Source organism: Rhodococcus sp. ARC_M6 (assembly GCF_022810305.1).
Lineage (GTDB): Bacteria > Actinomycetota > Actinomycetes > Mycobacteriales > Mycobacteriaceae > Rhodococcus_F.
Map to the genome: position 1 here is coordinate 421,948 of NZ_JALGQH010000001.1, position 21,531 is coordinate 443,478.

The window sequence follows — 21,531 nt, forward strand, 5'->3', positions numbered from 1 at the left end:
GCCATGTGGAACCTGTTCCAGTTGTGTGCAATTCTGATTACCATATGCGTGACTGGCACCACATCTCAACGCGCCGAGCCGAAGGAAACCAGATGACAGACGAGTACGCTGACCTGCACCGACCGGTTTACGGTCCGGACCTGCTCATCACTGCCTTGGAAATGAACCACGACAAGCCTGCGCTCTATATCGGCGACGTCGTGCTGACGGGCGGCGAGATGCGTGATCAGATCAGCTGCTTTGCCCAGGCGCTCGCATCTCTGGGGATCACCCAGGGCACCAGCACCGCGATGCTGTCCAAGAATCGCCCCGAGGTTCTCATCAGCATGGGTGCCACCATGATCACAGGTTGTCGGGCGACTGCCCTCAACCCGATGGGCTCGCTCGACGACCACACGTACATCGTCGACGACGCCGAGATCGAAACCCTTATCTTCGATGCCGCCAACTTCGAAGATCGTGCGGCCGAACTGAAGGCGTCGTCGCCCTCGATCACCCGGTTCCTGTCGATGGGCCCGTCCGAAGTAGGCATCGATATTCTCGCTCTGGCAGCGACTTTCGAGCCCGCACCGCTCAAGGCTGCGCACGTCGACGCCGAAGGCCCCAGCAGCATGGTCTACACCGGCGGCACCACGGGCAAGCCCAAAGGCGTTATGGGAACGTTCCGTTCAGGCGCGGCGCTCAACCAGATCCAGATGTCGGAATGGCAGTGGCCCGAGGAAAATCGTTTCCTCATCTGCACTCCGCTGTCGCATGCCGGTGCAGCGTTCTTCACGCCCACTCTCCTCCGCGGCGGCGCACTGATCGTCCTCCCGGCCTTCGAGCCCGGTGCAGTGCTGGAAGCGATCGAAAAGTACAAGATCACCGCAACCATGTTGGTGCCCACCATGATCTACATGCTTATGGATCACCCGGATCTCGAAAAGCGTGACGTCTCCAGCCTGCAGACGATGTTCTACGGTGCTTCTGCGATGTCGCCGGCACGCTTGCAGGAAGGCATCAAGAAGTTCGGTCAGATCTTCTTCCAGTTCTACGGCCAGAGCGAGTGCGGCATGACCATCTCGGTGCTGCGCAAGGAAGAGCACCTCGTCGACGATCCGGAGCGCCTGGCCACCTGTGGCCGTGCGGTGCCGTGGCTCGACGTGCGACTGCTCGACGACGACCTCAACGAGGTGCCGCAGGGTGAACTCGGTGAGATCTGCGTTCGTGGTCCTCTCGTCATGAAGGGGTACTGGAAGAAGCCCGCCGAGACCGCCGAAGCTTTCCGTGGCGGTTGGCTGCACACGGGTGACATTGCGCGCAAGGACAAGGACGGCTTCATGTCCATCGTCGATCGCAAGAAGGACATGATCGTCACCGGCGGATTCAACGTCTTCCCCCGCGAGATCGAAGACGTCATCTCGGCGCACCCGTCCGTCGCCTCCGTGGCCGTAGTCGGCGTGCCCGACGAGAAGTGGGGCGAAGCGGTCAAGGCGTGCGTCGTGCTTCGCGCTGGTCTGACCGTGGAGACCGAAGAGTTGGTGGAACGGGTCAAGGCGGCGAAGGGTTCCGTTCACGCACCCAAGAGCATCGACTTCGTGGACAGCCTGCCGCTCACTCCGCTGGGCAAGCTCGACAAGAAGGCACTGCGTGCGCATTACTGGGAGGCCCAGGCCCGCGCCGTCTAAGGGTTCGAGCTAGCACCCATTCCTGAAAGTGAGCACCCCTTGCAGCCTGCTGCAAGGGGTGCTCACTGTATAGAAGGGGTGCTCACTTCAGCCGGTGATCGGGCACACGCCCTTCTTCGCTTTGGTCACGAAGTTGGGCCGGATGTCGAGATCGGGCTCGTCGTACAGCCGATGGAACGTCGGAGTGAGTGAGCTGGACATCGGTGGGTTGACCCACGACCAGTCCGTCGGGCAGGTGCGGCCGGCTTTGTTCTCGCGGGCGATGTGATCGATGAATTGTTTTGCGACAGTGTGATGGTCGACCATGATGACGCCGGCCTTGCGGTAACTGTGAATAACTGCGCGGTTCAATTCGACCAGCGCACGGTCCTTCCACAGGGTGCGGTCCGTGCTCATATCGAGCCCCAAATGCTTCGCGACGGCAGGAAGCATGTTGTAGCGATCGGTGTCGCTGAAGTTGCGGGCGCCCACTTCGGTACTGACGTACCAGCCGCTGAAGGGGGTACACGGATAGCGGATTCCGCCGATGTCGAGATCCATGTCCGCTACAGCGGGAACGGCGTGCCATTTCAGGCCCAGATCAGCGAACCACGGATAATCGGGATGCTCGATATCTACTTCGAGAACCAGGTCAGTGGGTACGTCGAAGTACTGGAGTGGCTCGTCGGGGACCGAAATCAGAACGGGGAGAACGTCGAACGGTGTTCCGGCACCCTTCCATCCCATGGCGGTGACCTGAGCAGTCAGGTCGACATGCCACGGATCGCCCAGAATTGTGCCGTCGTCAAGGAGGTATCCGGCGTAGCGGATCAGTTGCGGACTGAGGATGCGGTATTCCTGGCCGTCTTCGCGCGGCAGGGGGCCGACAGTGACCACCGACTGCAGAGCGCCCCCGTTTGTCGAGACCCGAAGGTGCTCCCAACATGCTTCGGCCAGAGCAGCTGCCGTGACAGCGTCCCGGGCGTCGAGCAGTTTGAGAGTGCGCCAATGTGCGCGTCCGACGCATCGCGCATGATTCCGCCACGCAAGTTTTGCGCCGACAAGTATTTCCTCCGCGGTGTGTCGGTACGTGCCGGTTCGGTGTAGCTCGCGTAGCACGTCACGCCGACGAGATGTCGGCAGGTGACTCAGTTCCGGTGAATCGAAGAACTCCACACATTCGAGCTCTCGTCGTTGCAGGTCGGTCAGTACCGGTGGAGATGAAACGAGTGACGAAGCGGGCGCGTTACCTATTGGCAACTCGTCCTGTCGAACAAAATCCACGGCACGACTCCTGTTTGGCTGGTTGGGATTTCGCTGGACGGTAGCTCAACGGTCGAGCGTGGCGAATCCCATGCCTATTTTGCACGCCTGATCGAAAAAGGGACGGTCGTACCGAAAAATTGATAGTGACGTGTGACATATCCGGCCATTCATTTACGAGTTGGACAGTTGTGACATAAGCTGCATTCGAAATATTTGCGGCTGGTCTGCCGCGAAAAATCGGGACGAGGACGAGCTGTGGATTCGCAAGCAATTTCTCTGGTCCGGTCGAGCTTCAAATCCATCGTCGCCGAAGAGGGCGGCCCGGAGCAGCTTGCCCGGACCTTCTACTCGCTTCTCTTCGCCCGATCGCCCGAAACTCGAGAGTTCTTTCCGGCCGCAATGGATGTGCAGCGCGATCGTCTGTTCACGGCCATCGGCTACGTCGTCGACAGTCTCGACGAGTCAGACGAGATGCTCGAGTATCTCGCACAGTTGGGCCGGGATCATCGCAAATACGGTGTGACCGACGAGCACTACAACGACGTCGCAAACTCGATGATCGAGGCATTCGAGATGTTCGGCGGCGCCGAGATGTGGACCGATGAAGTCGACAGTGCCTGGCGCAACACTCTGTCCGTGATCTCGGCCGCCATGACGGGCGCGGCCAATGCTGCGGACGGACCACGCGCGTGGACGGCCACGGTGGTCGAAAGTCGAGCCGTCATCAAGGGAGTTGCGATAGTGCGCCTCCAACTCGATCAGCCGATGGACTATCGGCCAGGCCAGTACGTCAGCGTCCAGGTAGCGGCAAGGCCGCGGATGTGGCGGTATCTCTCGCCAGCCAACCCTGTCGATGGGTCGGGGATCGTCGAATTTCATATTCGCCAGGTGTCCGGCGGTTGGGTGAGCCCGCCAATGGTCAATCAGACCGCCGTCGGCGACACCTGGGTGATCGGGTCGCCGATCGGTGCGCTCGGTCTGCCGGATAACATCCGCGACCTGCTGATGATTGCGTCCGGCACGGGTCTGGCGCCGTTTCGTGCGCAGATCCTCGAACTGATCCGTCGCGGAAACACCCGGAGAGTTCACCTTTTCTACTCGGGTCAGTACCCGTGCGACCTGTACGACCTTCCGTTTCTGTGGACGCTCGCCGAAAAGCATTCCTGGCTCACTGTCATTCCCGTGTCGGAAGAAGGCTCCAACCCATGGTGGCATACCAATCCCGAACCGTTACCGCCACTGGGATTTCCCGAACGCATCACCGGCAAGGTCGGCAAGGTCGTCACGTCCTACGGCACGTGGCCGGGTCACGACATTCAGCTGGTCGGGAACGAATCGATGGTGAACAGCACCAAGTTTCGACTTCGGGCGGCCGGGATCGACGTGGCAACTGTGCGCAGTGACCCGACCTACGGAGTTCAGTAGGGATCGAAGGCGATGATCTCGGCGGGGGTTCCCGTCGCAATCAGACGATCGCGCGTCGAACGCACCATTGCGGCCGATCCGCATAGCAACACCTGATGCTCGGTGAAAGCCCCGTACGACGCGGCGACGTCGGCCAGGGTCCCTTCCACCAGATGGTCCTCGCCGAAACCGATGTCTACGCCGAGTCTTTCGAACCACTCGTCGGGTGGGCCGGCGTCGGTGAGATCTTCGACGACGGGAATCGTTTGGAGCCAAGGAAATTGGTGAGCGAGCAACCACAGCATGTCTGCGGCGTACAGGTCGCGAAGGGTTCGGCCACCGAAGAACAGGTACACCAGGGGCGGGTTCGGGGACTGTGCAAGATCGAGGATGATCGAGCGCATCGGTGCCAAACCTGTTCCACCCGCGATCATCACGACCGGAGGGCCGTTCACGTCGACCGACAGATCTCCGCGGGGGTCGAGAATCTGCCACGTGTCACCGGGTTGGGTGTCTTTGACGATCTTGCCGCTCACCCAACCACCGGGGACGGTTTTGACGTGGAATTCCATCTTCCCGTCCTGTGACGGCGGCAGTGCTGGGGACAGCCGGCGAAGCAGTCGCGAATTCTGCGGCACACTGACGTCGACATATTGGCCCGGCTGGAACGGTACGACATCGCCGATCAGTCGAACGACAGCCAAATCCTCACGGAGACGGTGATGTTCGACGACGGTGCTCGACCAGGTTCGCTGGGCCATGAGGGTGTTCTCCTGATTGTCAGTAGAGCGGATCGTGCCGGATCTGGTCGAGGGGGGTGCCGCCGGCGCGTAGTGCATAGATGGTGGTCTTGATCATGGACGGTGAACCCGAGATCTGGATCTGGCGGTCCGCCCACGACCCGAACTGTGCCACGACCCTGCCGATGGGTCCCGTCAATCGAGAGTGCATTCCGAACGGTGGTTCGAGTACCGGGCCGTTGTGCCACCACGGATTTTCGGGTTCCTCCGACACCGGAACCACAGTCAGCCACGGATTGCTGAGCGAAATGTGCCACAGCGTCTCGAGATCGTAGAGGTCACACGGATAGCGGCCACCGACAAAGAGGTGGACCCGGGGATTGTTCGAGCGCTGCGCCATTTCCATCACCTGGGCGCGCAAGGGTGCTATGCCCGTCCCACTGCCGATCATCAAAACGTCGTGGTCGGAGGTGAAGTCGACCTCAAGACCGCCGAGTGGAGTGGACATGACCCAACGATCACCGACATGTGTCTCGTTGACGATCGCCGGACTCACCCAACCGCCCGACACCTTGCGGATGTGGAATTCGAGTTGGCCGAACGGATTGGCCGGGATGGCGGGGGAGTAGTACCGCCACATCCGAGGGCGCTGCGGAATCTGAACTCCGACGTATTGACCGGCGCCGTACGGAATGGGTGGGTCGGTTTCGAGACGCACTATCGCCAGATCGTCGAGCACCCGCTCATGGCTGACGACTGTGCCGCCCCACAGTGCCGGCGTCGTGTCGGACTCGGAGCCTTCGGACATCGTCTGTACGACAAAATCGGCGAACGCAGTCCAAGCCTCGTCGAGTTCGGGCGTCCACTTGTAGCGACTGTGCGAACTGGTCCCGTACAGGGAACGCACGGCCCGCTTCAGCGCCGTACCGGCAGCCTCGTAGTGCTCACGCTCGACGCCGTAGCGACGGTGGTCGAGGCCCAGCTGCGTCAAAAATTTTCGAATACGCCGATGCTGGGCGAGATTGTTGACCGTGAATTGGATCGCGGTGAAGAACCTGTGACCTTGTGATTCCATTGCTGCCGGGAACAATGAGCGGTACAGAGGATGTTCAGCAAAGAGAGCCGTATAGAACAGTGCCGAAAAATGCGCGCGAGACTCGTCGTCGTCGGTCAGTGCATCGAGGCTGGATTGCAGGCGGGCGATCACCTTCGGATCCAATCCGCACCCCTTTCGTCCCAGCAGCAACACTCGTTTCAATTCTAGTACGGCGCGGAAAGTGACGAATCAGCACGAGGGCGCCTAGCGAAAACAAACTTGAGCGGAATAGACTCAATTTTGTACGCGTTGACGATAGTGACACAGCCGCAGTGCCAACCCGGAGCGGCTGAAAAAACTTTGACTTCGACGCGCTTGAGGCGACCGGAGCCCGGCCAGAAAGGTGACAAGTGGACTCGTTCACACCAACAACCAAGACCCAGGCTGCGATGACGGCTGCACTGCAGTCGGCGTCGTCGGCCGGTAACCCCGACATTCGACCGGCACACCTGCTGGTCGCACTCCTCGACCAAACCGACGGCATCGCCGCCCCGCTGCTCAAGGCAGTCGGTGTCGATCCCACCGTCGTACATCGCGAAGCTCAGAACCTGGTGGATCGTCTGCCCAAGACCACCGGCGCAAGCTCCACCCCACAACTGGGACGTGAAGCTCTCGCAGCGCTGACGTCTGCTCAGCACCTCGCCACCGAGATGGACGACGAGTACGTCTCCACCGAACACGTTCTGTACGGCCTCGCTGATGGCGATTCCGATGTCGCGACATTGCTGAAGAATCACGGTGCGACACCCGTTGCACTGCGCGATGCCTTCGCCACCGTTCGCGGAAGCGCACGAGTGACCAGCCCGGAGCCGGAAGGCACCTACCAAGCGCTGGAGAAGTACTCCACCGATCTCACCGAACTCGCCCGCAGCGGCAAGCTCGACCCGGTGATCGGCCGCGACACCGAGATTCGTCGTGTCGTGCAGGTGCTGTCGCGTCGTACCAAGAACAACCCGGTACTCATCGGTGAGCCGGGCGTCGGCAAGACCGCGATCGTGGAGGGCCTGGCCCAACGCATCATCGCGGGCGACGTCCCCGAATCACTGCGCGGCAAGACCGTCGTATCCCTGGACCTCGGGTCCATGATCGCCGGCGCCAAGTTCCGCGGTGAATTCGAGGAACGCCTCAAGGCTGTCCTCGACGACATCAAGAACAGTGCCGGACAGGTCATCACCTTCATCGACGAACTCCACACCATCGTCGGCGCGGGTGCCACCGGTGAATCGGCCATGGACGCCGGCAACATGATCAAGCCGATGCTCGCCCGCGGTGAGCTGCGGTTGGTCGGTGCCACCACACTCGAGGAATACCGCAAGTACATCGAGAAGGACGCAGCACTCGAGCGTCGTTTCCAGCAGGTACTCGTCGGTGAACCCTCGGTCGAGGACACCGTCGGCATCCTGCGTGGGCTCAAGGAACGGTACGAGGTGCACCACGGTGTCCGGATCACGGACTCCGCACTGGTAGCAGCGGCTTCACTGTCGGATCGCTACATCACCTCGCGCTTCCTTCCGGACAAGGCCATCGACCTCGTCGACGAGGCCGCGTCGCGTCTGCGCATGGAGATCGACTCGCGCCCCGTCGAGATCGACGAGGTCGAACGCATTGTTCGACGTCTCGAGATCGAAGAGGTCGCACTCGAGAAGGAAACCGACGACGCATCCAAGGCGCGGCTGGACAAGCTGCGTCAGGAACTTGCCGACGACCGTGAAAAGCTCAATCAGCTCAGCACTCGCTGGCAGAACGAGAAGCAGGCCATCGACTCGGTGCGTGGGCTCAAGGAACAGCTCGAAACCTTGCGAGGCGAGTCCGAACGCGCTGAGCGTGACGGCGATCTGGGCAAGGCAGCAGAACTCCGATACGGCCGCATCCCGGCTTTGGAGAAGGAACTGGAAGAGGCAGCCCGGATTTCCGGCGCAGCTTCCGACGGTGATGTCATGCTCAAGGAAGAGGTCGGGCCCGACGACGTCGCAGACGTAGTCGCAGCCTGGACCGGTATTCCGGCCGGCCGGATGATGGAAGGCGAAACAGAGAAGCTGCTTCGCATGGAATCCGAACTCGCCAAGCGTGTAGTCGGCCAGGTGGATGCAGTCACAGCTGTGTCCGACGCGGTTCGACGCGCACGTGCAGGTGTCGCCGACCCCAATCGGCCCACCGGTTCGTTCCTGTTCCTCGGCCCGACCGGCGTCGGTAAGACGGAGCTCGCCAAAGGCTTGGCGGACTTCCTCTTCGACGACGAGCGCGCAATGATTCGCATCGACATGAGCGAATACGGCGAGAAGCACTCGGTGGCCCGACTCGTCGGTGCCCCTCCGGGATACGTCGGCTACGAATCCGGCGGTCAGCTCACCGAAGCAGTCCGTCGACGCCCGTACTCAGTGGTTCTCTTCGACGAGGTCGAGAAGGCTCACCCCGACGTCTTCGACGTACTGCTCGCAGTGCTCGACGAAGGACGGCTCACCGACGGTCAAGGCCGCACGGTGGACTTCCGCAACACCATCTTGATCCTGACCTCGAACTTGGGATCGGGTGGCAACAAGGAACAGGTCATGGACGCAGTACGACGCGCGTTCAAGCCCGAGTTCATCAACCGTCTCGACGACGTGGTCATCTTCGATGCCCTGTCCGAAGAGCAGTTGGAGCACATCGTCGACATCCAGCTCGAGCAGTTGCAGAAGCGTCTGGCGATGCGTCGACTCACCCTCGACGTCAACGGCAGCGCCCGGATGTGGCTTGCGGTACGCGGTTACGACCCGCTGTACGGCGCTCGGCCACTGCGCCGGTTGGTCCAACAGGCCATTGGTGACCAGCTCGCCAAGCTGCTCCTGGCCGGCAAGGTCCAGGACGGCGACACCGTGCACGTCGGTGTCAGCGAGGATGCAGATCAGTTGGTTCTGTCCTGATGCAGTGAACGTGATTGCCCCGCCGATCCACTTCGGATCGGCGGGGCTTTCGCATTTTGTTCTACGCTGGATGGCTGAATGCTCGACCGGCGGAGGTACGTCCGCACTCGCATGTCCGAACTGAAGGTGGGCTAGCCATGACTGATCAGAACGATCCGCGAAACCCCGGCGGCAACCCGAACCCGGATCAGCCGACCGAGCACTTCGAGATTCCGCAGCAGTATCAGGGGCAGCAGCAGTACCCAGGTCAACAGCAGTCGGGGCAACAGCAGTACCCCTACGGTGGGCCGGATCAGAACACCGAGTACCTGGGTCAGCAATACCCACCGAACCAGCCGAATCCGACGCAGGCATTTCCGGCCTACAACCCGCAGCTCGATCCGGGGGCGCCGCCACCAGGCGCGACGCAGGCTTACCCGCCGTACTCGGACCAATATCCGGCGGCCGGTGGGGGAGCCGGTGGCAGCGTTCCGCCCGAACAACCGTTCATCGACAACGGATCGCCGGACGGCGGAAAACGCCGCAAATTCGGAACCTGGATCGCAGCCGGCGTCGTCGGAGTTCTTGTTGCCGTCATCGCGATCATCGGCCTGTCGGTGTTCGGCTCGTCGAATGATTCCGGAACTCAGACGGCATTTGTTCCGCCGACGACCACGGCGCCGGCGCCCACAACGCCAAAACCCAAGACCACCACACCGGCGCCGTCGCCCACGACGACATCTCCCCTCGACAAGCTGCCCGGCGGACTCGGCGACGTGATCGGGAAAGCCGGCGGAGCCGTCGGCACAGTCGTCTCCAACGACGGCACCACCCTGGTCATCAACTCGATCGGTGGATCTCAGACCACCATCCTCACCACGCCGGAAACTACGTTGATCGCTTTCAACCGCTCGTCCGTCGCAGATCTGCAACCGGGGGACAACATCGTCGTCGACGGCACTCCGCTGGAAAACGGCACGATGACTGCCAAAACAATTCTCGACGCCTCGTTGCCGTCGTTCGGCAACTAGAGCGTGCCGACGTCGGCAAGGACACACCGGACATTCGTCAGGGTGTCGCGGGAGGTTGTCGTCTTAAGTCGCTACTCTGAGCAGTGATGACTGGAATGTGGTTCGGACTCGCAGTAATAGCACTCGCCGGCGCGGGTGCGCTTCTGTACGTCGACAGAACGAGGCGCGATCAATCCGGCCGAGTGCGTCAGATCTGGGCAAAAGCGCAGGGCTACACGTACACGGGCAGTGACGATCAGCTTGCAGGCGAATGGCATCGCGCAGCGATGGCCAATCAGGATTACCTGACTGCGACGGACGTCGTGCGTGGTACTCGTCGAGGTGAGCAGTTCGTACTCTTCGACCTCGAAGAAACCGCAACTATCGTGGCTGTTCGACGCGAGATCGGATCCGACGTCGATATCGATCTCCGTTTGAAGTCGACGGCACCGCCCAAGGACGGCGACCTCAATCTGCTGGGTGCGATCGGTCCGCGTGTTGTATTTGCCACGGACCTCGAGATCGCCCGACGAGTCTGTGACCAGCGGATGGTCGCGTTCACCGAATCAGTACCGCCGGCCCTGAGCATGCTGTGGAGTGAGGGTCGTTGGACTCTGGGTTCATTGCCGGTATCGAGCAGCGGCCGCGATTGGGACGCCGCTATCGAAGCTGTTGCCCGGTTGTCCGGCATCCTGCATGTACTTCCTCCGGTCACCGATCCGAGCGAACTCGAAGTTGATCACGACCCGACGCGTCCGCGCCCCCGCCCAGACGTTTCCGGTGCACCGGCCGTCAGTGATTCCGATGTGCCCGTAGCGCGCGACCTACCGTCAGCGGTTCGGGATGTGCCACGCCGCGAGGCTCCCGAAGCACCCCGTCGAGACGCACCCCGCCGAGAGGCTCCGGAGTCGCAGCGTCGAGAGGCTCCGGAGTCGCAGCGTCGAGAGGCTCCGGAGTCGCAGCGTCGCAACGCGCCCGCACCAGCCCCCTCGGACACGCCGAAACCAGGTTCCGGACCACAACGTTCGGGAACCGTCCGCCCCGTCGATTGAGACAGGGTTAAGTCGCACTTTTCGCGGCGTGACGCACTAGCGTGGCCCGTATGTCGTCATCGAACTCGGATCGCCCTGTGCGTCCTGTAGCCCTGGTCACCGGTCCCACTTCAGGACTCGGTGCTGGATTCGCCAAAAAATATGCATCGCTCGGTTACGACCTGGTACTTGTTGCTCGCGATGAAGTGAGACTGCACGATCTTGCGTCGGAACTGTCCACCATGTTCAGTACCGAATCCGAAATTCTTGTTGCCGACCTTGCGACGGAACCGGGGCGAGAAGCCGTCGCTGATCGCTTGGCCAAAGGCGTCGAAGTTCTGGTCAACAACGCCGGGTTCGGTACGTCGGGTGAATTCTGGACTGCCGATCCTGCGCTCCTGCAATCTCAACTCGATGTCAATGTCACTGCCGTGATGCGTCTGACCCGCGCCGTATTGCCCAGCATGATCGCGTCCGCGCACGGAACGATCCTCAACGTCGCGAGTGTGGCTGGGTTGCTGCCCGGGACCAGTTCGGCGTACTCGGCCAGCAAGGCTTACGTGATCTCGTTCACCGAAGGGTTGTCCGGAGGATTAGCCGGAACGGGTGTTCAGGTCCAGGCTCTGTGCCCAGGTTTCATTCATACCGAGTTCCACGAGCGGGCCGGGCTCGAGATGTCCGCGATGCCGAAGGCGATGTGGTTGAGCGTCGATCAGGTGGTCGCGGCATCGATGAAAGACTTGGCAGACAACAAGGTCATCAGCATTCCCGGAATCCAGTACAAGGTGCTCACTACTGCCGGTCGTCTCATTCCCAAGTGGCTGATTCGCAAGATGACCAAACTTGTCGCCCGAGGTCAGGGTCGCACGTAAATGTCGAGTCCAATGATTATTGCCACGGCGCCGCGGTCGGTAGGCTGAGCACTCATGAGCGATCGTGATGATTTGGCAGCGCTGGTGCGCGAGTTGGCTGTTGTACACGGAAAAGTGACGTTGTCCTCGGGCAAGGAAGCCGACTACTACGTAGATCTTCGTCGCGCGACGCTTCACCACAAGGCCGCGCCGTTGATCGGCTCGTTGCTGCGTGACCTGGTTGCAGATTGGGATTTTGACGCCGTCGGTGGTTTGACGATGGGCGCAGACCCCGTCGCGATGGCGATCATGCACGCTCCCGGTCGTCCGATCGACGCGTTTGTCGTTCGTAAGGCTGCCAAGGCTCACGGAATGCAGCGCCAGATCGAGGGTCCTGATGTGGTCGGCAAGCGCGTTCTTGTTGTCGAGGACACCACGACGACCGGCAATTCTCCGCTGACGGCGGTCAAAGCCCTTCGCGACGCCGGCGCCATCGTGGTCGGTGTGGCAACGGTGGTGGACCGGGCGACGGGCGCAGACGCCGTCATCGGAGCCGAAGGCGTCGAGTACCGCTCATTGCTGGGCTTGGAAGACCTCAACCTAGGCTGACGCTTGTGCGCCTTTTGGTAGTGGGCGCTACCAAAAGGCTCACGGGGCGGAACGCCCGTTGATCATGGATCGCAGTTCGGCGAGTCCTTGCGTCAGCCTCTCGATCTGCTCGGGTTCGAGATGGCTGAAGTGTGGGACCAGAGCGTCGGCGATTGCGTTTCGCCCGTCGGCGAGAGTCTTCTGTCCGACGTCGGTCATTGCGACTCTGACTGCTCGGGCATCGTCAGGGTCGGAGCTGCGTTCGACGAGTCCGCGTTCGCTGAGGGTGCGTAGGACAGCGGTCGCCGACGGTTGTGATGAATGGTCGAGACGGGCGAAGTCGCTGACACGCATTTCGCCGTGTTCTTCGAGCAGAGCCAGTGCGCGCAGCCACGTTCGGGGATAGCGTTCCGGGGCAAGCGAAGTCGCCATTTTTGTGAAGCGGTGAGTGTTGCTCACCAGCTCGACCAGTAGGTCGTGCAGTCGCTGTTCTTGGTCTGGCACGCCCGTATCATTTCATAGGGTAATGAGTGTGTAAAACTTCTCGTCGATGACGCCGGGCGCCCAGTGTCTACTATCGGTGAGGTAGATGCTGTGCAACTGGACGGGGATGTCGGCGTGCTCTATCGGCTATTCAAGTATGTATTGATCGGGCCGGTTCTCTGGGTGTTCGGGCGGCCGACGATAGAAGGCCGCAGCAACATTCCGAAACATGGCCCGGTGATTCTCGCGGGCAACCATCGAGCCGTCGTGGACTCGTTTTTTCTTGTGCTGATGGTGCGTCGGCGGATTACGTTTGTCGCCAAGAGTGAGTACTTCACGGGCAGCGGCATCAAGGGTGCGTTGCAACGTTGGTTCTTCGGCGGAGCTGGTCAGGTTCCGATCGATCGCACGGGGGCCGACGCGTCGCGTGCTGCGCTCGACACCGCGATCGGAATCCTCGACACGGGTGGGGTGTGGGGGATTTATCCCGAGGGGACACGTTCGCCGGATGGACGCTTGCACAAGGGTAAGACGGGCGTCGTACGCGTTGCACTGGAAACCGGAGTCCCGGTCATTCCCGTTGTTGTTCACGGTGGTGACGCTGTGAATCCGCCCGGAACCAAGATGTGGCGATTCAGCAAGGTTCGAATCGTTGTGGGGGAACCTATCGATTTTTCGCGGTACCGCGAACTGCGGGCCAATCAGGCCGTGGTGCGCGCCGCGACAGACGAACTGATGGCAATTCTGTGCGACCTCTCCGGTCAGGACTACGTCGACGAATACGGCGCGGACGTCAAATCCCGCGATGCTGCCTGAAATACCCAGTACGGTCGACTCGGACGCGGTACCACCTCCGTCTCGGACGGTCTTTCACTCTGGTGCCGCAAAGCGAGGAGGACTTGGCATGGCAGGTAAATGGGGCATCGAGCACGCAGTTTTCGCGGCAGCGACGGCGGCAACCGTAGCGGGAGCAGTGCTCGGCAACGAGCGTGTTCAGCAGATCGCCAAGCCGCTGATCGCGCCGTCGCTCGCAGCGCGGGTGTTGCGCAAGCGATCCGAGACGGAAACTGCGGACACCGCTCTGCTTCTGGCCGGCCTTGCTGCGGCAACCATCGGCGATGTGTTCATGATCGACCCCGACAATGACGGCCGACTGGTGAAGGGCGCATCGTCGTTTGCGGTGATGCAGGCGAGCTATTCGACGCTGTTGCTGCGTCGGGGCGCGAGGCCGACAAAGGCTGCGCTCAAACCGCGAATCAGTGGATGGTCCACGGCTTCTGGACTGCTGCGCGCGAAGGCGCCGTCGGTGTCGACGCCGTTGACCGGATACGGGTTGATGTTGGGTACAACCTCGACACTGTCGGCGGATCCCGGGTTGTCACCGCAATCGAAGTCGGTGCTCGACGTGGTGGTGCCGAACGGCGATCGGCGATCGTGGCTCGGTCTGGGTGGTGTGCTGTTCACCGCTTCCGACGGACTGATCGTGGTCCGACGCTTGTTCATTCGCGGCAATGCAGGCCGAGCAGCCGCCGAGGGCGTAATTTTGGCGTCGTATGCGGCCGCGCAGTTGATGCTGGTCGAGGGCATGCTCGCACTCGGGCGTAAGAAGGTCTGACGGATGGCCGAGCGGAGTGTCTTCATTACCGGCGCGGCAGCGGGAATCGGACGTGAGAGTGCGTTGTTGTTCGCACGCAACGGGTATCGCGTGGGTGCGTACGACATCGACGAGGTCGGCCTGGCGACGTTGGCTGCCGAGATCGGAGGATTCGGTGGCACGGTCGTGACCGGCGCGCTGGATGTGACCGACTCGGATCAGTGGGCGAAACAGTTGGCCGATTTCACGGGTGCATCGGGTCGTCTCGACATCCTGGTCAACAATGCGGGCGTTCTGTCTTCCGGACGGTTCGAGGATATTTCCCTTGCCGCGCATCGGAGAATGGTGGACATCAATGTCACCGGAACCCTCAACGGCACGTATTCGGCGTTTCCGTATCTGCGTGACACCGAGGGCGCTCAGGTAGTGAACCTGTGCTCGGCATCGGCCATCTACGGACAGCCGGAACTTGCAACCTACGGTGCCACTAAGTTTGCAATCAGAGGGCTCACGGAGGCGCTCGACCTTGAATGGGCTTCGCATGATATTCGGGTAATTGCATTGTGGCCCTTGTTCGTTCAAACAGCGATGGTCACCGGAATGGATACCGGCGCCACTCGTTCGCTCGGGATCAAGCTCACTGCGACCGATGTCGCTGCGGAATTGTGGGACGCCACCCGCGGCGTCGGGCGTATCCCCAAGGTTCACTATCCAGTGGGTGCGCAGGCAAAACTGTTTCTTGCGGTGTCTCGATTCTCGCCGGCCTGGCTGTCGAGATTGACCAACAAGCGTGTGACCAGCACGTAGTAGGTCTCGCGATATAGTTCACTTTCGACCTGTCGGTCGAGAAAAAGACGTGCGTGGAGGTTGTTCGAGTGGTTCGTGTTCGCTGGGGATTGCTGTGTGTCGGCGTGAGTTCGGTGCTGGTGCTGACCGGGTGCGGCGGAGAGGCGGAATCGGAACCGACTGTGGCGGCGCTGCCCAGTTCAACAGTCCCGACAGTCGCCCCGACGACAACGACGGTTCCGATTATCACGACAACAACCACCACGACGGTGCCCGTTACCACCACAGTGGCCCCGACGACAACGCTCACCGACGTGCACTTCGAGCGCAACGAGTCGTACTACTTCACCAGTCCGGACGGAAATTTCCAGTGCGGCATCATCAAACTGCCCACGCGCACCGAGGCGGGTTGCGAGGGATCGACCACTCCGATTCCGCCTCGTCCCGAAAATTGTATGGTCAACTGGGGCAATGGAATTCGCGTCGAAAATGAGGGTGAGGGCGCATTCATGTGCTCCGGTGGCCAGCTGTACACCTCTGGCGGACCCGCCGCCGATCCGGTGCTTCCGGCCGGAACGCCACTGGCTAAGCTGGGTTTCCAATGTACTACCACGGCGACGGATGTCTCGTGTGTCAATGAGCAGACAACCCACGGCTTCACCGTGGCTGCCGATTCCAACGAGGTGTTCTGATGTCCGACGTGAGCGTTGATCCGGCCGACGAGGTCGGCCCGACCGAATGGGGCGAGAACCCCAACGGTGTCGGACCGTGGGCCGTGTTTCACGGAACGGAACTCCCGTCGGACAAGCGGTACGACCGGGAACTCCTGGCGGAGGGTGACCGGCGAAATGTGTTGGACGAGTATCGGTATTGGACACGAGAAGCGATAGTCGCCGACATCGATTCCCGGCGGCATCCCATGCATGTCGCGATCGAAAACTTTGCGCACGACGCCAACATCGGCACCGTGGTGCGTACTGCCAACGCCTTTGCCGCGGCAGCAGTACACATCGTGGGCCGACGTCGGTGGAACCGCCGTGGAGCGATGGTCACCGACCGGTACCAGCACATCGTGCACCATGCCGATATCGGTGAACTCGTCGAATACGCGCGTGAGAATTCGCTCACGATCGTTGCCGTCGACAACACCCCCGGATCCGTTCCGCTGGAAACAGCAAGCCTTCCGAAAGACTGCATCCTGTTGTTCGGGCAGGAAGGCCCCGGAGTGACGGAACTCGCGAAAGAGGTTGCGTCCATGACGGTATCGATCGCGCAGTTCGGCTCGACGCGCAGCATCAATGCCGGTGTGGCAGCGGGTATCGCGATGCACGCCTGGGTGCGCGAGCACGCGGACCTTCGCGACTCTCGTTGACCTGAGCATCGCCGCAGCAGTTACCGGCTAGCGCACGCGGCTCCGACAGGCCAGGATGTGTCCTATGCAGGAAGTGTGGGCGGAGCGCGCAGACGCGGCCGAAGGGGCAATAGTCAGTCGGCATCTGCGGCGGTTGTGGGGGATGCCCAGAACAGCATTGGGCGTCGTCGCCTGGCCTGCTGTGCGGCGTGAGCGCATGTTCCGGCCGTGGCATTACTGGTGGCAGGCACACTTGCTCGACACTGCCGTCGACGCACTCGAACGCGATCCGACGCCTCGGCGTCGGCGCCGCGTTGCGAAGGTTGCGCGCGCCGTCCGGGTCCGGAATATCAGCGCGTGGACCAACAACTACTACGACGACATGGCGTGGCTCGGCTTGTCGCTCGAACGCGCTCAACGACTCTTCTCGGTTGACCACCGCACCGCTGTTCAGGCACTCGAATCTCAACTCTTCGATTCCTGGGCGCCGGAAGACGGCGGCGGGATTCCGTGGTGCAAGGGTTCCGATTTCTACAACACACCCGCCAACGGCCCGGCCGGGATCATGCTTGCGCGCACCGGAAAGCTGTGGCGAGCACAGGCAACTGCCGATTGGATCGACGAAACTCTGCGTGATCCCGAGTCCGGTCTGATCTTCGACGGTATCCGGCGCGACGGCACCCTCGAGCGTGCCGTCTACTCGTACTGCCAAGGCGTGACCCTCGGCCTCGAAACCGAATTGTCGACGAGGCTCGGTGAGCCGCGGCATCGGGAGCGTGTTCATGCGCTGATCGACGCCGTGTACGACGGTATGACCGATCGCGGCGTGATCACCGGCGGCGGAGGCGGTGACGGTGGTTTGTTCAACGCGATCCTGGCGCGGTATCTGGCCTTCGTCGTGGTCAACCTGTCATGGGAGACCAACGAGGATATTCGGGCGAAGGAGATCGCGGCGCAGATCGTTTTGGCGTCGGCGGAAGCAGCGTGGAAGAACCGCCTGCAGGTCGAGGGATTGCCGCTGTTCGGTCACGACTGGACTACGGATGCGACCTTGCCCAGTCTCTCCGGTTCACTGGCCACATTTGCCGGCGGTACCGTTCGCTCGTCGAGCGTCCCCGAGCGGGATCTATCGGTTCAGGTGGGCGGTTGGATGCTGATGGAGGCGGCCTACGTCGTCTCGGCAGCCGGGTATCCGCGCAAGAATTCCTGACATCAGTCGAGAACTTCCTCGACCTCCACGTCCTCGGCGGGACGTGCCATCTCCTTGCGGTACTGCCAGATTCCGAGACCGGTGCCGACCACCAAGCTGATGGTCATCACGATCAGGACACCAGGCAAGAGCCACGGCACTCGTTCGAGAAATGAGCCGCCGTAGAACCCGATGAGCAGCAGCACCGGTGCCCAGATGATTGCGCCGATGGTGCTCGCGATCGTGTATCGAGTGTGGTTCATCTTCGCTGCGCCCGCGACCATCGGGCACAGTGTGCGCACCCACGGGATCCAGCGGGCGATGAGGACAGCCCAGAACCCGTGCCTCTCCAAGAGGATGTTGACGCGGTGCAAGTTCTTCTCGGTGAAGTACTTGCCGCCCTTGCGGGCTTTGATGTGGTTGCCGGTGCGGTGGCCGATGGCGTAACCGACCTGGTTCCCGGCGATCGCAGCGATCATCGCGCCCACTGACAGCGCCCACACGTGACCCGCGCCGGATTCGTGGCCCGCCAGCACGATTCCCGCCGTGATCAGCAGGGAATCGCCGGGAAGGAACAAACCCAGGATGATGGCACATTCGACGAAGACGAACGTGATGACGATGATCCAGACCAGCAGGGGACCGGCAGTTTCGAGTGCCGAGAAACTGCCGGACGCGGTCGTCATGGTGGTCAGTTTCTCGCCTCAGTTCTGGTGATCAGAGCTTGGGTTCCTCGGTCACAGGCACGGAGTTGTCCGTAATCGAAGTATCCGCCGTTCCGCCGCGTCGTGAGGCCAGAAGGCGCTTGCCGATTTCGAAGACGATCGGCAGGACGGATACCAGGACGATGCCGATGAAGATGTAGTCGACGTTGTCGCGGATGAACTGGATTTGCCCCAGAAGGTAGCCGAGCAACGTGACGCCTGCACCCCAGAGAATGCCGCCGACGATGTTGTACGTGAGGAAGAGCGAGTACTTCATCTTCGAGGCACCGGCAACAACCGGCGCGAAGGTGCGGACGATCGGCACGAAGCGGGCCAAGATGATGGTGATCGGGCCGTGCTTTTCGAAGAACGCATGCGATTCGTCGATGTACTTCTTCTTGAAGAACTTGGAGTCGTTGCTCTTGAACAGGGCAGTTCCGCCCTTGGTGCCGATGAAGAAGCCAACCTGATCACCCAGGATCGCGGCAATCGGAATAGTCACCAACAACACCCACAACGGGGCGAACGGCTCGATCTCGGTCGACTTCGAGGCCGCGATCAACCCTGCCGTGAAGAGCAGTGAATCACCGGGCAGGAGGGGGAACAGCAGGCCGGATTCGATGAACACCACCAGAAGCAGTCCCACCAGGACCCATGTCCCGAAGGAATTCAAGAGGTTTACGGGATCGAGGAAGCCAGGCAGCAAGGCCAGGTTCGTCACGGATTCAGTTGCTGCCTGCACATTCACGGAGGCCAGAGTACCGGCCATAACTGAGTGTTTCCCACCATCGCAGGTCACCGCGTCGCCGACGCATGTTGATGCAGCGTCGCCGACGCATGTTGATGCAGCGTCGCCGACGCTTGTAGGTGCAGCGTCTCCAACGCAGGTCGGTGCAGTGTTGGCAGCGTGCGCTGAGACCGCAAAGAGACGCGGCGATCAGGACTTGCCATACTGCTAAGACCACACGAAGCGCTTTCACATCACCGAGCGCTCCGAACGACACGTAAATGGAGGACTCCCGCCGTGCCTATCGCAACTCCCGAGGTCTATGCCGAGATGCTTGGTCGGGCCAAGGAGCATTCCTTTGCCTTTCCCGCCATCAACTGTGTCGGCTCCGAATCCATCAACGCAGCCATCAAGGGCTTCGCCGACGCCGGCAGTGACGGCATCATCCAGTTTTCGACCGGTGGCGCCGAGTTCGGTTCCGGCCTGGGTGTCAAGGACATGGTCACCGGTGCGGTGGCACTCGCCGAGTTCGCTCACGTGATCGCTGCCAAGTACGACATCACCGTCGCACTGCATACCGACCACTGCCCCAAGGACAAGCTGGACACCTTCGTTCGGCCGCTGCTCGCAATCTCGCAGGAGCGCGTGAACAACGGTCAGAACCCGCTGTTCCAGTCGCACATGTGGGACGGCTCGGCTGTGCCGATCGACGAGAACCTGATCATTGCGAAGGAACTGCTCGCACTGTCGAAGGCCGCGCGCATCATCCTCGAGGTCGAGATCGGTGTTGTCGGCGGCGAAGAAGACGGCGTCGAAGCCGAAATCAACGACAAGCTCTACACCAGTGCTGAGGACTTCGAGAAGACGGTCGACGCTCTGGGCCTCGGCGAGCAGGGCAAGTACCTTCTTGCTGCCACCTTCGGCAATGTCCACGGCGTCTACAAGCCGGGCAATGTCACGCTCAAGCCGGCCGTCCTCGCCGAGGGCCAGCGCATTGCGGAAAAGAAGCTCGGTTTGGCTGATGGATCGAACCCGTTCGACTTCGTCTTCCACGGCGGTTCGGGTTCTTCGGTCGAAGACATCGAAGAGTCGCTGCGGTACGGCGTCATCAAGATGAACGTCGACACCGACACTCAGTACGCATTCTCGCGTCCGATCGCCGGTCACTTCTTCACCAACTACGACGGCGTCCTGAAGGTCGACGGCGAGGTCGGAAACAAGAAGGCCTACGACCCGCGTAGCTACCTCAAGAAGGCCGAAGCAGGCATGACTGCTCGTGTCATCGAGGCGTGCAACGATCTGAAGTCGGCCGGCCGCTCGGTGTCCGGAAGCTAATCGCTCGATCGACAGTGCGCTTGCAGAGTCTGAAGGACTCCGCAAGCGCACTGTTTCGTTTTCTCGGGTTCTTACCCGGTGGTCTGGCTCGGGTCGCAGACCTTCCAGGTTCCGTCCGCGCGTTCGAGGTCGAACGTTCGCCAGGACTGTTCGCCCGTCGCCGGAATGCTGGCCTGTACCTGCGCGATTGCAGTGTTGTCGGTGATTCGGACGGCGTCGACGGCGCTGACCTGGGGAATCGACTTCTGGGCGACCGCGTTCAGATGGACCTGCGCAAATGCGTCGTCCGGAATGGTGCGGTAGTAGTCGGCGAGGGATCCGCAGGTTGCGGTACGCAGAGTCGCCAGATCGCCGGAGTTGAGTGCGTCGACGTATGTGCTGATAGCGGTTTGGACCTGCGCTTGCGGTGAACTGCCGCCCGCGTTGTCTCCTGACGAGACATAGATCGCCACACCGACTGCAGCGACGATGGCAACAGTGGCCGTCGCGGCAGCAATGTACCAGGCCTTCCCGCTGCGCTTGGTCGGCTCGGGTGCAGTCGGTCCAACCCTGGCCGGTTCAATTTTGGCCGGTTCGATCCTGGTGGGACCGGGCTGCATCGACGGGATTGCGGCAGCGGCACCCACTCGTTGCGGCTTCGCGCGCTCAGGTTTGGCGAGCGCGGGCTTGGGGAGAGAGGGAGCAACTGTGGGGATGACGACTGTTGCCGGTTCTGTCGGGATCGAGTTCTTACCCTGTTCAATCTTGTTCGAGTTGTCGTCTTTCGGGTCCGGCACCGGGAATCCTTCAGTCTGAGGCAATATCGTTGGTCTCAGCCAGCGTAGCGACCGACGTATTTCGGACGTAAC

General features: G+C 61.4%; 21 protein-coding genes. 14 read left to right on the plus strand and 7 right to left on the minus strand.

Annotated features, from left to right (window positions below):
- The first annotated feature begins 92 nt into the window (after positions 1 to 92).
- A complete protein-coding gene (locus MTX36_RS01860; protein WP_243618053.1) occupies positions 93 to 1,667 on the plus strand; it encodes an AMP-binding protein in 1,575 nt (524 codons plus the stop codon).
- Positions 1,668 to 1,754: 87 nt separating this feature from the next.
- On the opposite strand, the gene MTX36_RS01865 is transcribed toward MTX36_RS01860, so the two are convergent.
- Complete coding sequence (locus MTX36_RS01865) at positions 1,755 to 2,930, minus strand: nitric oxide synthase oxygenase (RefSeq protein WP_243618054.1); 1,176 nt, start codon at positions 2,928 to 2,930, stop codon at positions 1,755 to 1,757.
- A 237-nt stretch (positions 2,931 to 3,167) separates the two neighbouring features.
- On the opposite strand from MTX36_RS01865, the gene MTX36_RS01870 reads away from it, so the two are divergent.
- Positions 3,168 to 4,337 (plus strand): globin domain-containing protein, encoded by a 1,170-nt coding sequence (locus MTX36_RS01870; protein WP_243618055.1) that lies wholly within the window; start codon positions 3,168 to 3,170, stop codon positions 4,335 to 4,337.
- Here the strand turns inward: MTX36_RS01870 and MTX36_RS01875 are convergent.
- Both MTX36_RS01875 and MTX36_RS01880 read right to left on the minus strand, forming a co-directional pair.
- A complete protein-coding gene (locus MTX36_RS01875; protein WP_243618056.1) occupies positions 4,331 to 5,077 on the minus strand; it encodes an FAD-binding oxidoreductase in 747 nt (248 codons plus the stop codon). The two genes, MTX36_RS01870 and MTX36_RS01875, sit on opposite strands and share 7 nt — an antisense overlap.
- 19 nt (positions 5,078 to 5,096) lie before the next feature.
- The gene (locus MTX36_RS01880) at positions 5,097 to 6,275 is read right to left on the minus strand and encodes an FAD-binding oxidoreductase (protein ID WP_374230411.1); all 1,179 of its coding nucleotides are present in this window, start codon (positions 6,273 to 6,275) and stop codon (positions 5,097 to 5,099) included.
- Positions 6,276 to 6,502: 227 nt separating this feature from the next.
- On the opposite strand from MTX36_RS01880, the gene clpB reads away from it, so the two are divergent.
- The 5 genes from clpB to pyrE all read left to right on the plus strand — a co-directional run bounded on the left by clpB (position 6,503) and on the right by pyrE (position 12,535).
- Positions 6,503 to 9,055, plus strand: coding sequence for an ATP-dependent chaperone ClpB (clpB, locus tag MTX36_RS01885; RefSeq protein ID WP_243618057.1), 2,553 nt, complete (start codon positions 6,503 to 6,505; stop codon positions 9,053 to 9,055).
- A gap of 137 nt (positions 9,056 to 9,192) precedes the next feature.
- Positions 9,193 to 10,065, plus strand: coding sequence for a DUF5666 domain-containing protein (locus tag MTX36_RS01890; RefSeq protein WP_243618058.1), 873 nt, complete (start codon positions 9,193 to 9,195; stop codon positions 10,063 to 10,065).
- 95 nt (positions 10,066 to 10,160) lie between these two features.
- Positions 10,161 to 11,096, plus strand: a complete 936-nt coding sequence (locus tag MTX36_RS01895) for a hypothetical protein (protein ID WP_243618235.1) — start codon at positions 10,161 to 10,163, stop codon at positions 11,094 to 11,096.
- Positions 11,097 to 11,146: 50 nt separating this feature from the next.
- Positions 11,147 to 11,947: an SDR family oxidoreductase gene (locus tag MTX36_RS01900; RefSeq protein ID WP_243618059.1), complete on the plus strand. Its 801-nt coding sequence runs from the start codon at positions 11,147 to 11,149 to the stop codon at positions 11,945 to 11,947.
- Between the two features lie 54 nt (positions 11,948 to 12,001).
- A complete protein-coding gene (gene pyrE / locus MTX36_RS01905; protein ID WP_243618060.1) occupies positions 12,002 to 12,535 on the plus strand; it encodes an orotate phosphoribosyltransferase in 534 nt (177 codons plus the stop codon).
- A gap of 39 nt (positions 12,536 to 12,574) precedes the next feature.
- Here the strand turns inward: pyrE and MTX36_RS01910 are convergent, their stop codons facing one another.
- Positions 12,575 to 13,018, minus strand: coding sequence for a MarR family transcriptional regulator (locus tag MTX36_RS01910; protein ID WP_243618061.1), 444 nt, complete (start codon positions 13,016 to 13,018; stop codon positions 12,575 to 12,577).
- Between the two features lie 114 nt (positions 13,019 to 13,132).
- Here MTX36_RS01910 and MTX36_RS01915 point away from each other — a divergent pair, with 114 nt between their 5' ends.
- The 6 genes from MTX36_RS01915 (at position 13,133) to MTX36_RS01940 (ending at position 17,938) form a co-directional block, all read left to right on the plus strand.
- Positions 13,133 to 13,813: a 1-acyl-sn-glycerol-3-phosphate acyltransferase gene (locus MTX36_RS01915; protein WP_243618236.1), complete on the plus strand. Its 681-nt coding sequence runs from the start codon at positions 13,133 to 13,135 to the stop codon at positions 13,811 to 13,813.
- Between the two features lie 88 nt (positions 13,814 to 13,901).
- Entirely contained in the window at positions 13,902 to 14,612 is a 711-nt protein-coding gene (locus tag MTX36_RS01920) for a lysoplasmalogenase (protein ID WP_243618062.1), read from the plus strand.
- 3 nt (positions 14,613 to 14,615) lie between these two features.
- Positions 14,616 to 15,398 carry an SDR family oxidoreductase gene (locus tag MTX36_RS01925; protein WP_243618063.1) on the plus strand — a complete coding sequence of 261 codons (783 nt, stop codon included), beginning with the start codon at positions 14,616 to 14,618 and terminating at the stop codon, positions 15,396 to 15,398.
- A gap of 68 nt (positions 15,399 to 15,466) precedes the next feature.
- Positions 15,467 to 16,069, plus strand: coding sequence for a DUF6636 domain-containing protein (locus MTX36_RS01930; RefSeq protein ID WP_243618064.1), 603 nt, complete (start codon positions 15,467 to 15,469; stop codon positions 16,067 to 16,069).
- On the plus strand, positions 16,069 to 16,749 hold the full coding sequence (locus tag MTX36_RS01935) for a TrmH family RNA methyltransferase (protein ID WP_243618065.1): 681 nt from the start codon (positions 16,069 to 16,071) through the stop codon (positions 16,747 to 16,749). Before MTX36_RS01930 ends, MTX36_RS01935 begins: the two co-directional genes overlap by 1 nt.
- 64 nt (positions 16,750 to 16,813) lie before the next feature.
- Positions 16,814 to 17,938 carry a glycoside hydrolase family 76 protein gene (locus MTX36_RS01940; RefSeq protein WP_243618066.1) on the plus strand — a complete coding sequence of 375 codons (1,125 nt, stop codon included), beginning with the start codon at positions 16,814 to 16,816 and terminating at the stop codon, positions 17,936 to 17,938.
- Positions 17,939 to 17,940: 2 nt separating this feature from the next.
- Here the strand turns inward: MTX36_RS01940 and MTX36_RS01945 are convergent, their stop codons facing one another.
- A complete protein-coding gene (locus tag MTX36_RS01945) occupies positions 17,941 to 18,603 on the minus strand; it encodes a DedA family protein (protein ID WP_243618067.1) in 663 nt (220 codons plus the stop codon).
- Positions 18,604 to 18,634: 31 nt separating this feature from the next.
- Positions 18,635 to 19,390, minus strand: coding sequence for a VTT domain-containing protein (locus MTX36_RS01950; RefSeq protein WP_243618068.1), 756 nt, complete (start codon positions 19,388 to 19,390; stop codon positions 18,635 to 18,637).
- A gap of 255 nt (positions 19,391 to 19,645) precedes the next feature.
- Between MTX36_RS01950 and fbaA the strand changes: the two genes are divergently transcribed.
- The gene (gene fbaA / locus MTX36_RS01955) at positions 19,646 to 20,683 is read left to right on the plus strand and encodes a class II fructose-bisphosphate aldolase (RefSeq protein ID WP_094271550.1); all 1,038 of its coding nucleotides are present in this window, start codon (positions 19,646 to 19,648) and stop codon (positions 20,681 to 20,683) included.
- 71 nt (positions 20,684 to 20,754) lie between these two features.
- On the opposite strand, the gene MTX36_RS01960 is transcribed toward fbaA, so the two are convergent.
- Positions 20,755 to 21,459, minus strand: a complete 705-nt coding sequence (locus tag MTX36_RS01960; RefSeq protein ID WP_243618069.1) for a nuclear transport factor 2 family protein — start codon at positions 21,457 to 21,459, stop codon at positions 20,755 to 20,757.
- Positions 21,460 to 21,531 lie beyond the last annotated feature (72 nt).

Bases quoted from the DNA above. Each gene is read 5' to 3' on its own strand.
- MTX36_RS01860 (WP_243618053.1), top strand. From the start codon at position 93: ATGACAGACGAGTACGCTGACCTGCACCGACCGGTTTACGGTCCGGAC.
- MTX36_RS01875 (WP_243618056.1), bottom strand. From the start codon at position 5,077: ATGGCCCAGCGAACCTGGTCGAGCACCGTCGTCGAACATCACCGTCTC.
- MTX36_RS01890 (WP_243618058.1), top strand. From the start codon at position 9,193: ATGACTGATCAGAACGATCCGCGAAACCCCGGCGGCAACCCGAACCCG.
- MTX36_RS01895 (WP_243618235.1), top strand. From the start codon at position 10,161: ATGTGGTTCGGACTCGCAGTAATAGCACTCGCCGGCGCGGGTGCGCTT.
- MTX36_RS01900 (WP_243618059.1), top strand. From the start codon at position 11,147: ATGTCGTCATCGAACTCGGATCGCCCTGTGCGTCCTGTAGCCCTGGTC.
- pyrE (WP_243618060.1), top strand. From the start codon at position 12,002: ATGAGCGATCGTGATGATTTGGCAGCGCTGGTGCGCGAGTTGGCTGTT.
- MTX36_RS01920 (WP_243618062.1), top strand. From the start codon at position 13,902: ATGGCAGGTAAATGGGGCATCGAGCACGCAGTTTTCGCGGCAGCGACG.
- MTX36_RS01925 (WP_243618063.1), top strand. From the start codon at position 14,616: ATGGCCGAGCGGAGTGTCTTCATTACCGGCGCGGCAGCGGGAATCGGA.
- MTX36_RS01935 (WP_243618065.1), top strand. From the start codon at position 16,069: ATGTCCGACGTGAGCGTTGATCCGGCCGACGAGGTCGGCCCGACCGAA.
- MTX36_RS01940 (WP_243618066.1), top strand. From the start codon at position 16,814: ATGCAGGAAGTGTGGGCGGAGCGCGCAGACGCGGCCGAAGGGGCAATA.
- MTX36_RS01945 (WP_243618067.1), bottom strand. From the start codon at position 18,603: ATGACGACCGCGTCCGGCAGTTTCTCGGCACTCGAAACTGCCGGTCCC.
- MTX36_RS01950 (WP_243618068.1), bottom strand. From the start codon at position 19,390: ATGGCCGGTACTCTGGCCTCCGTGAATGTGCAGGCAGCAACTGAATCC.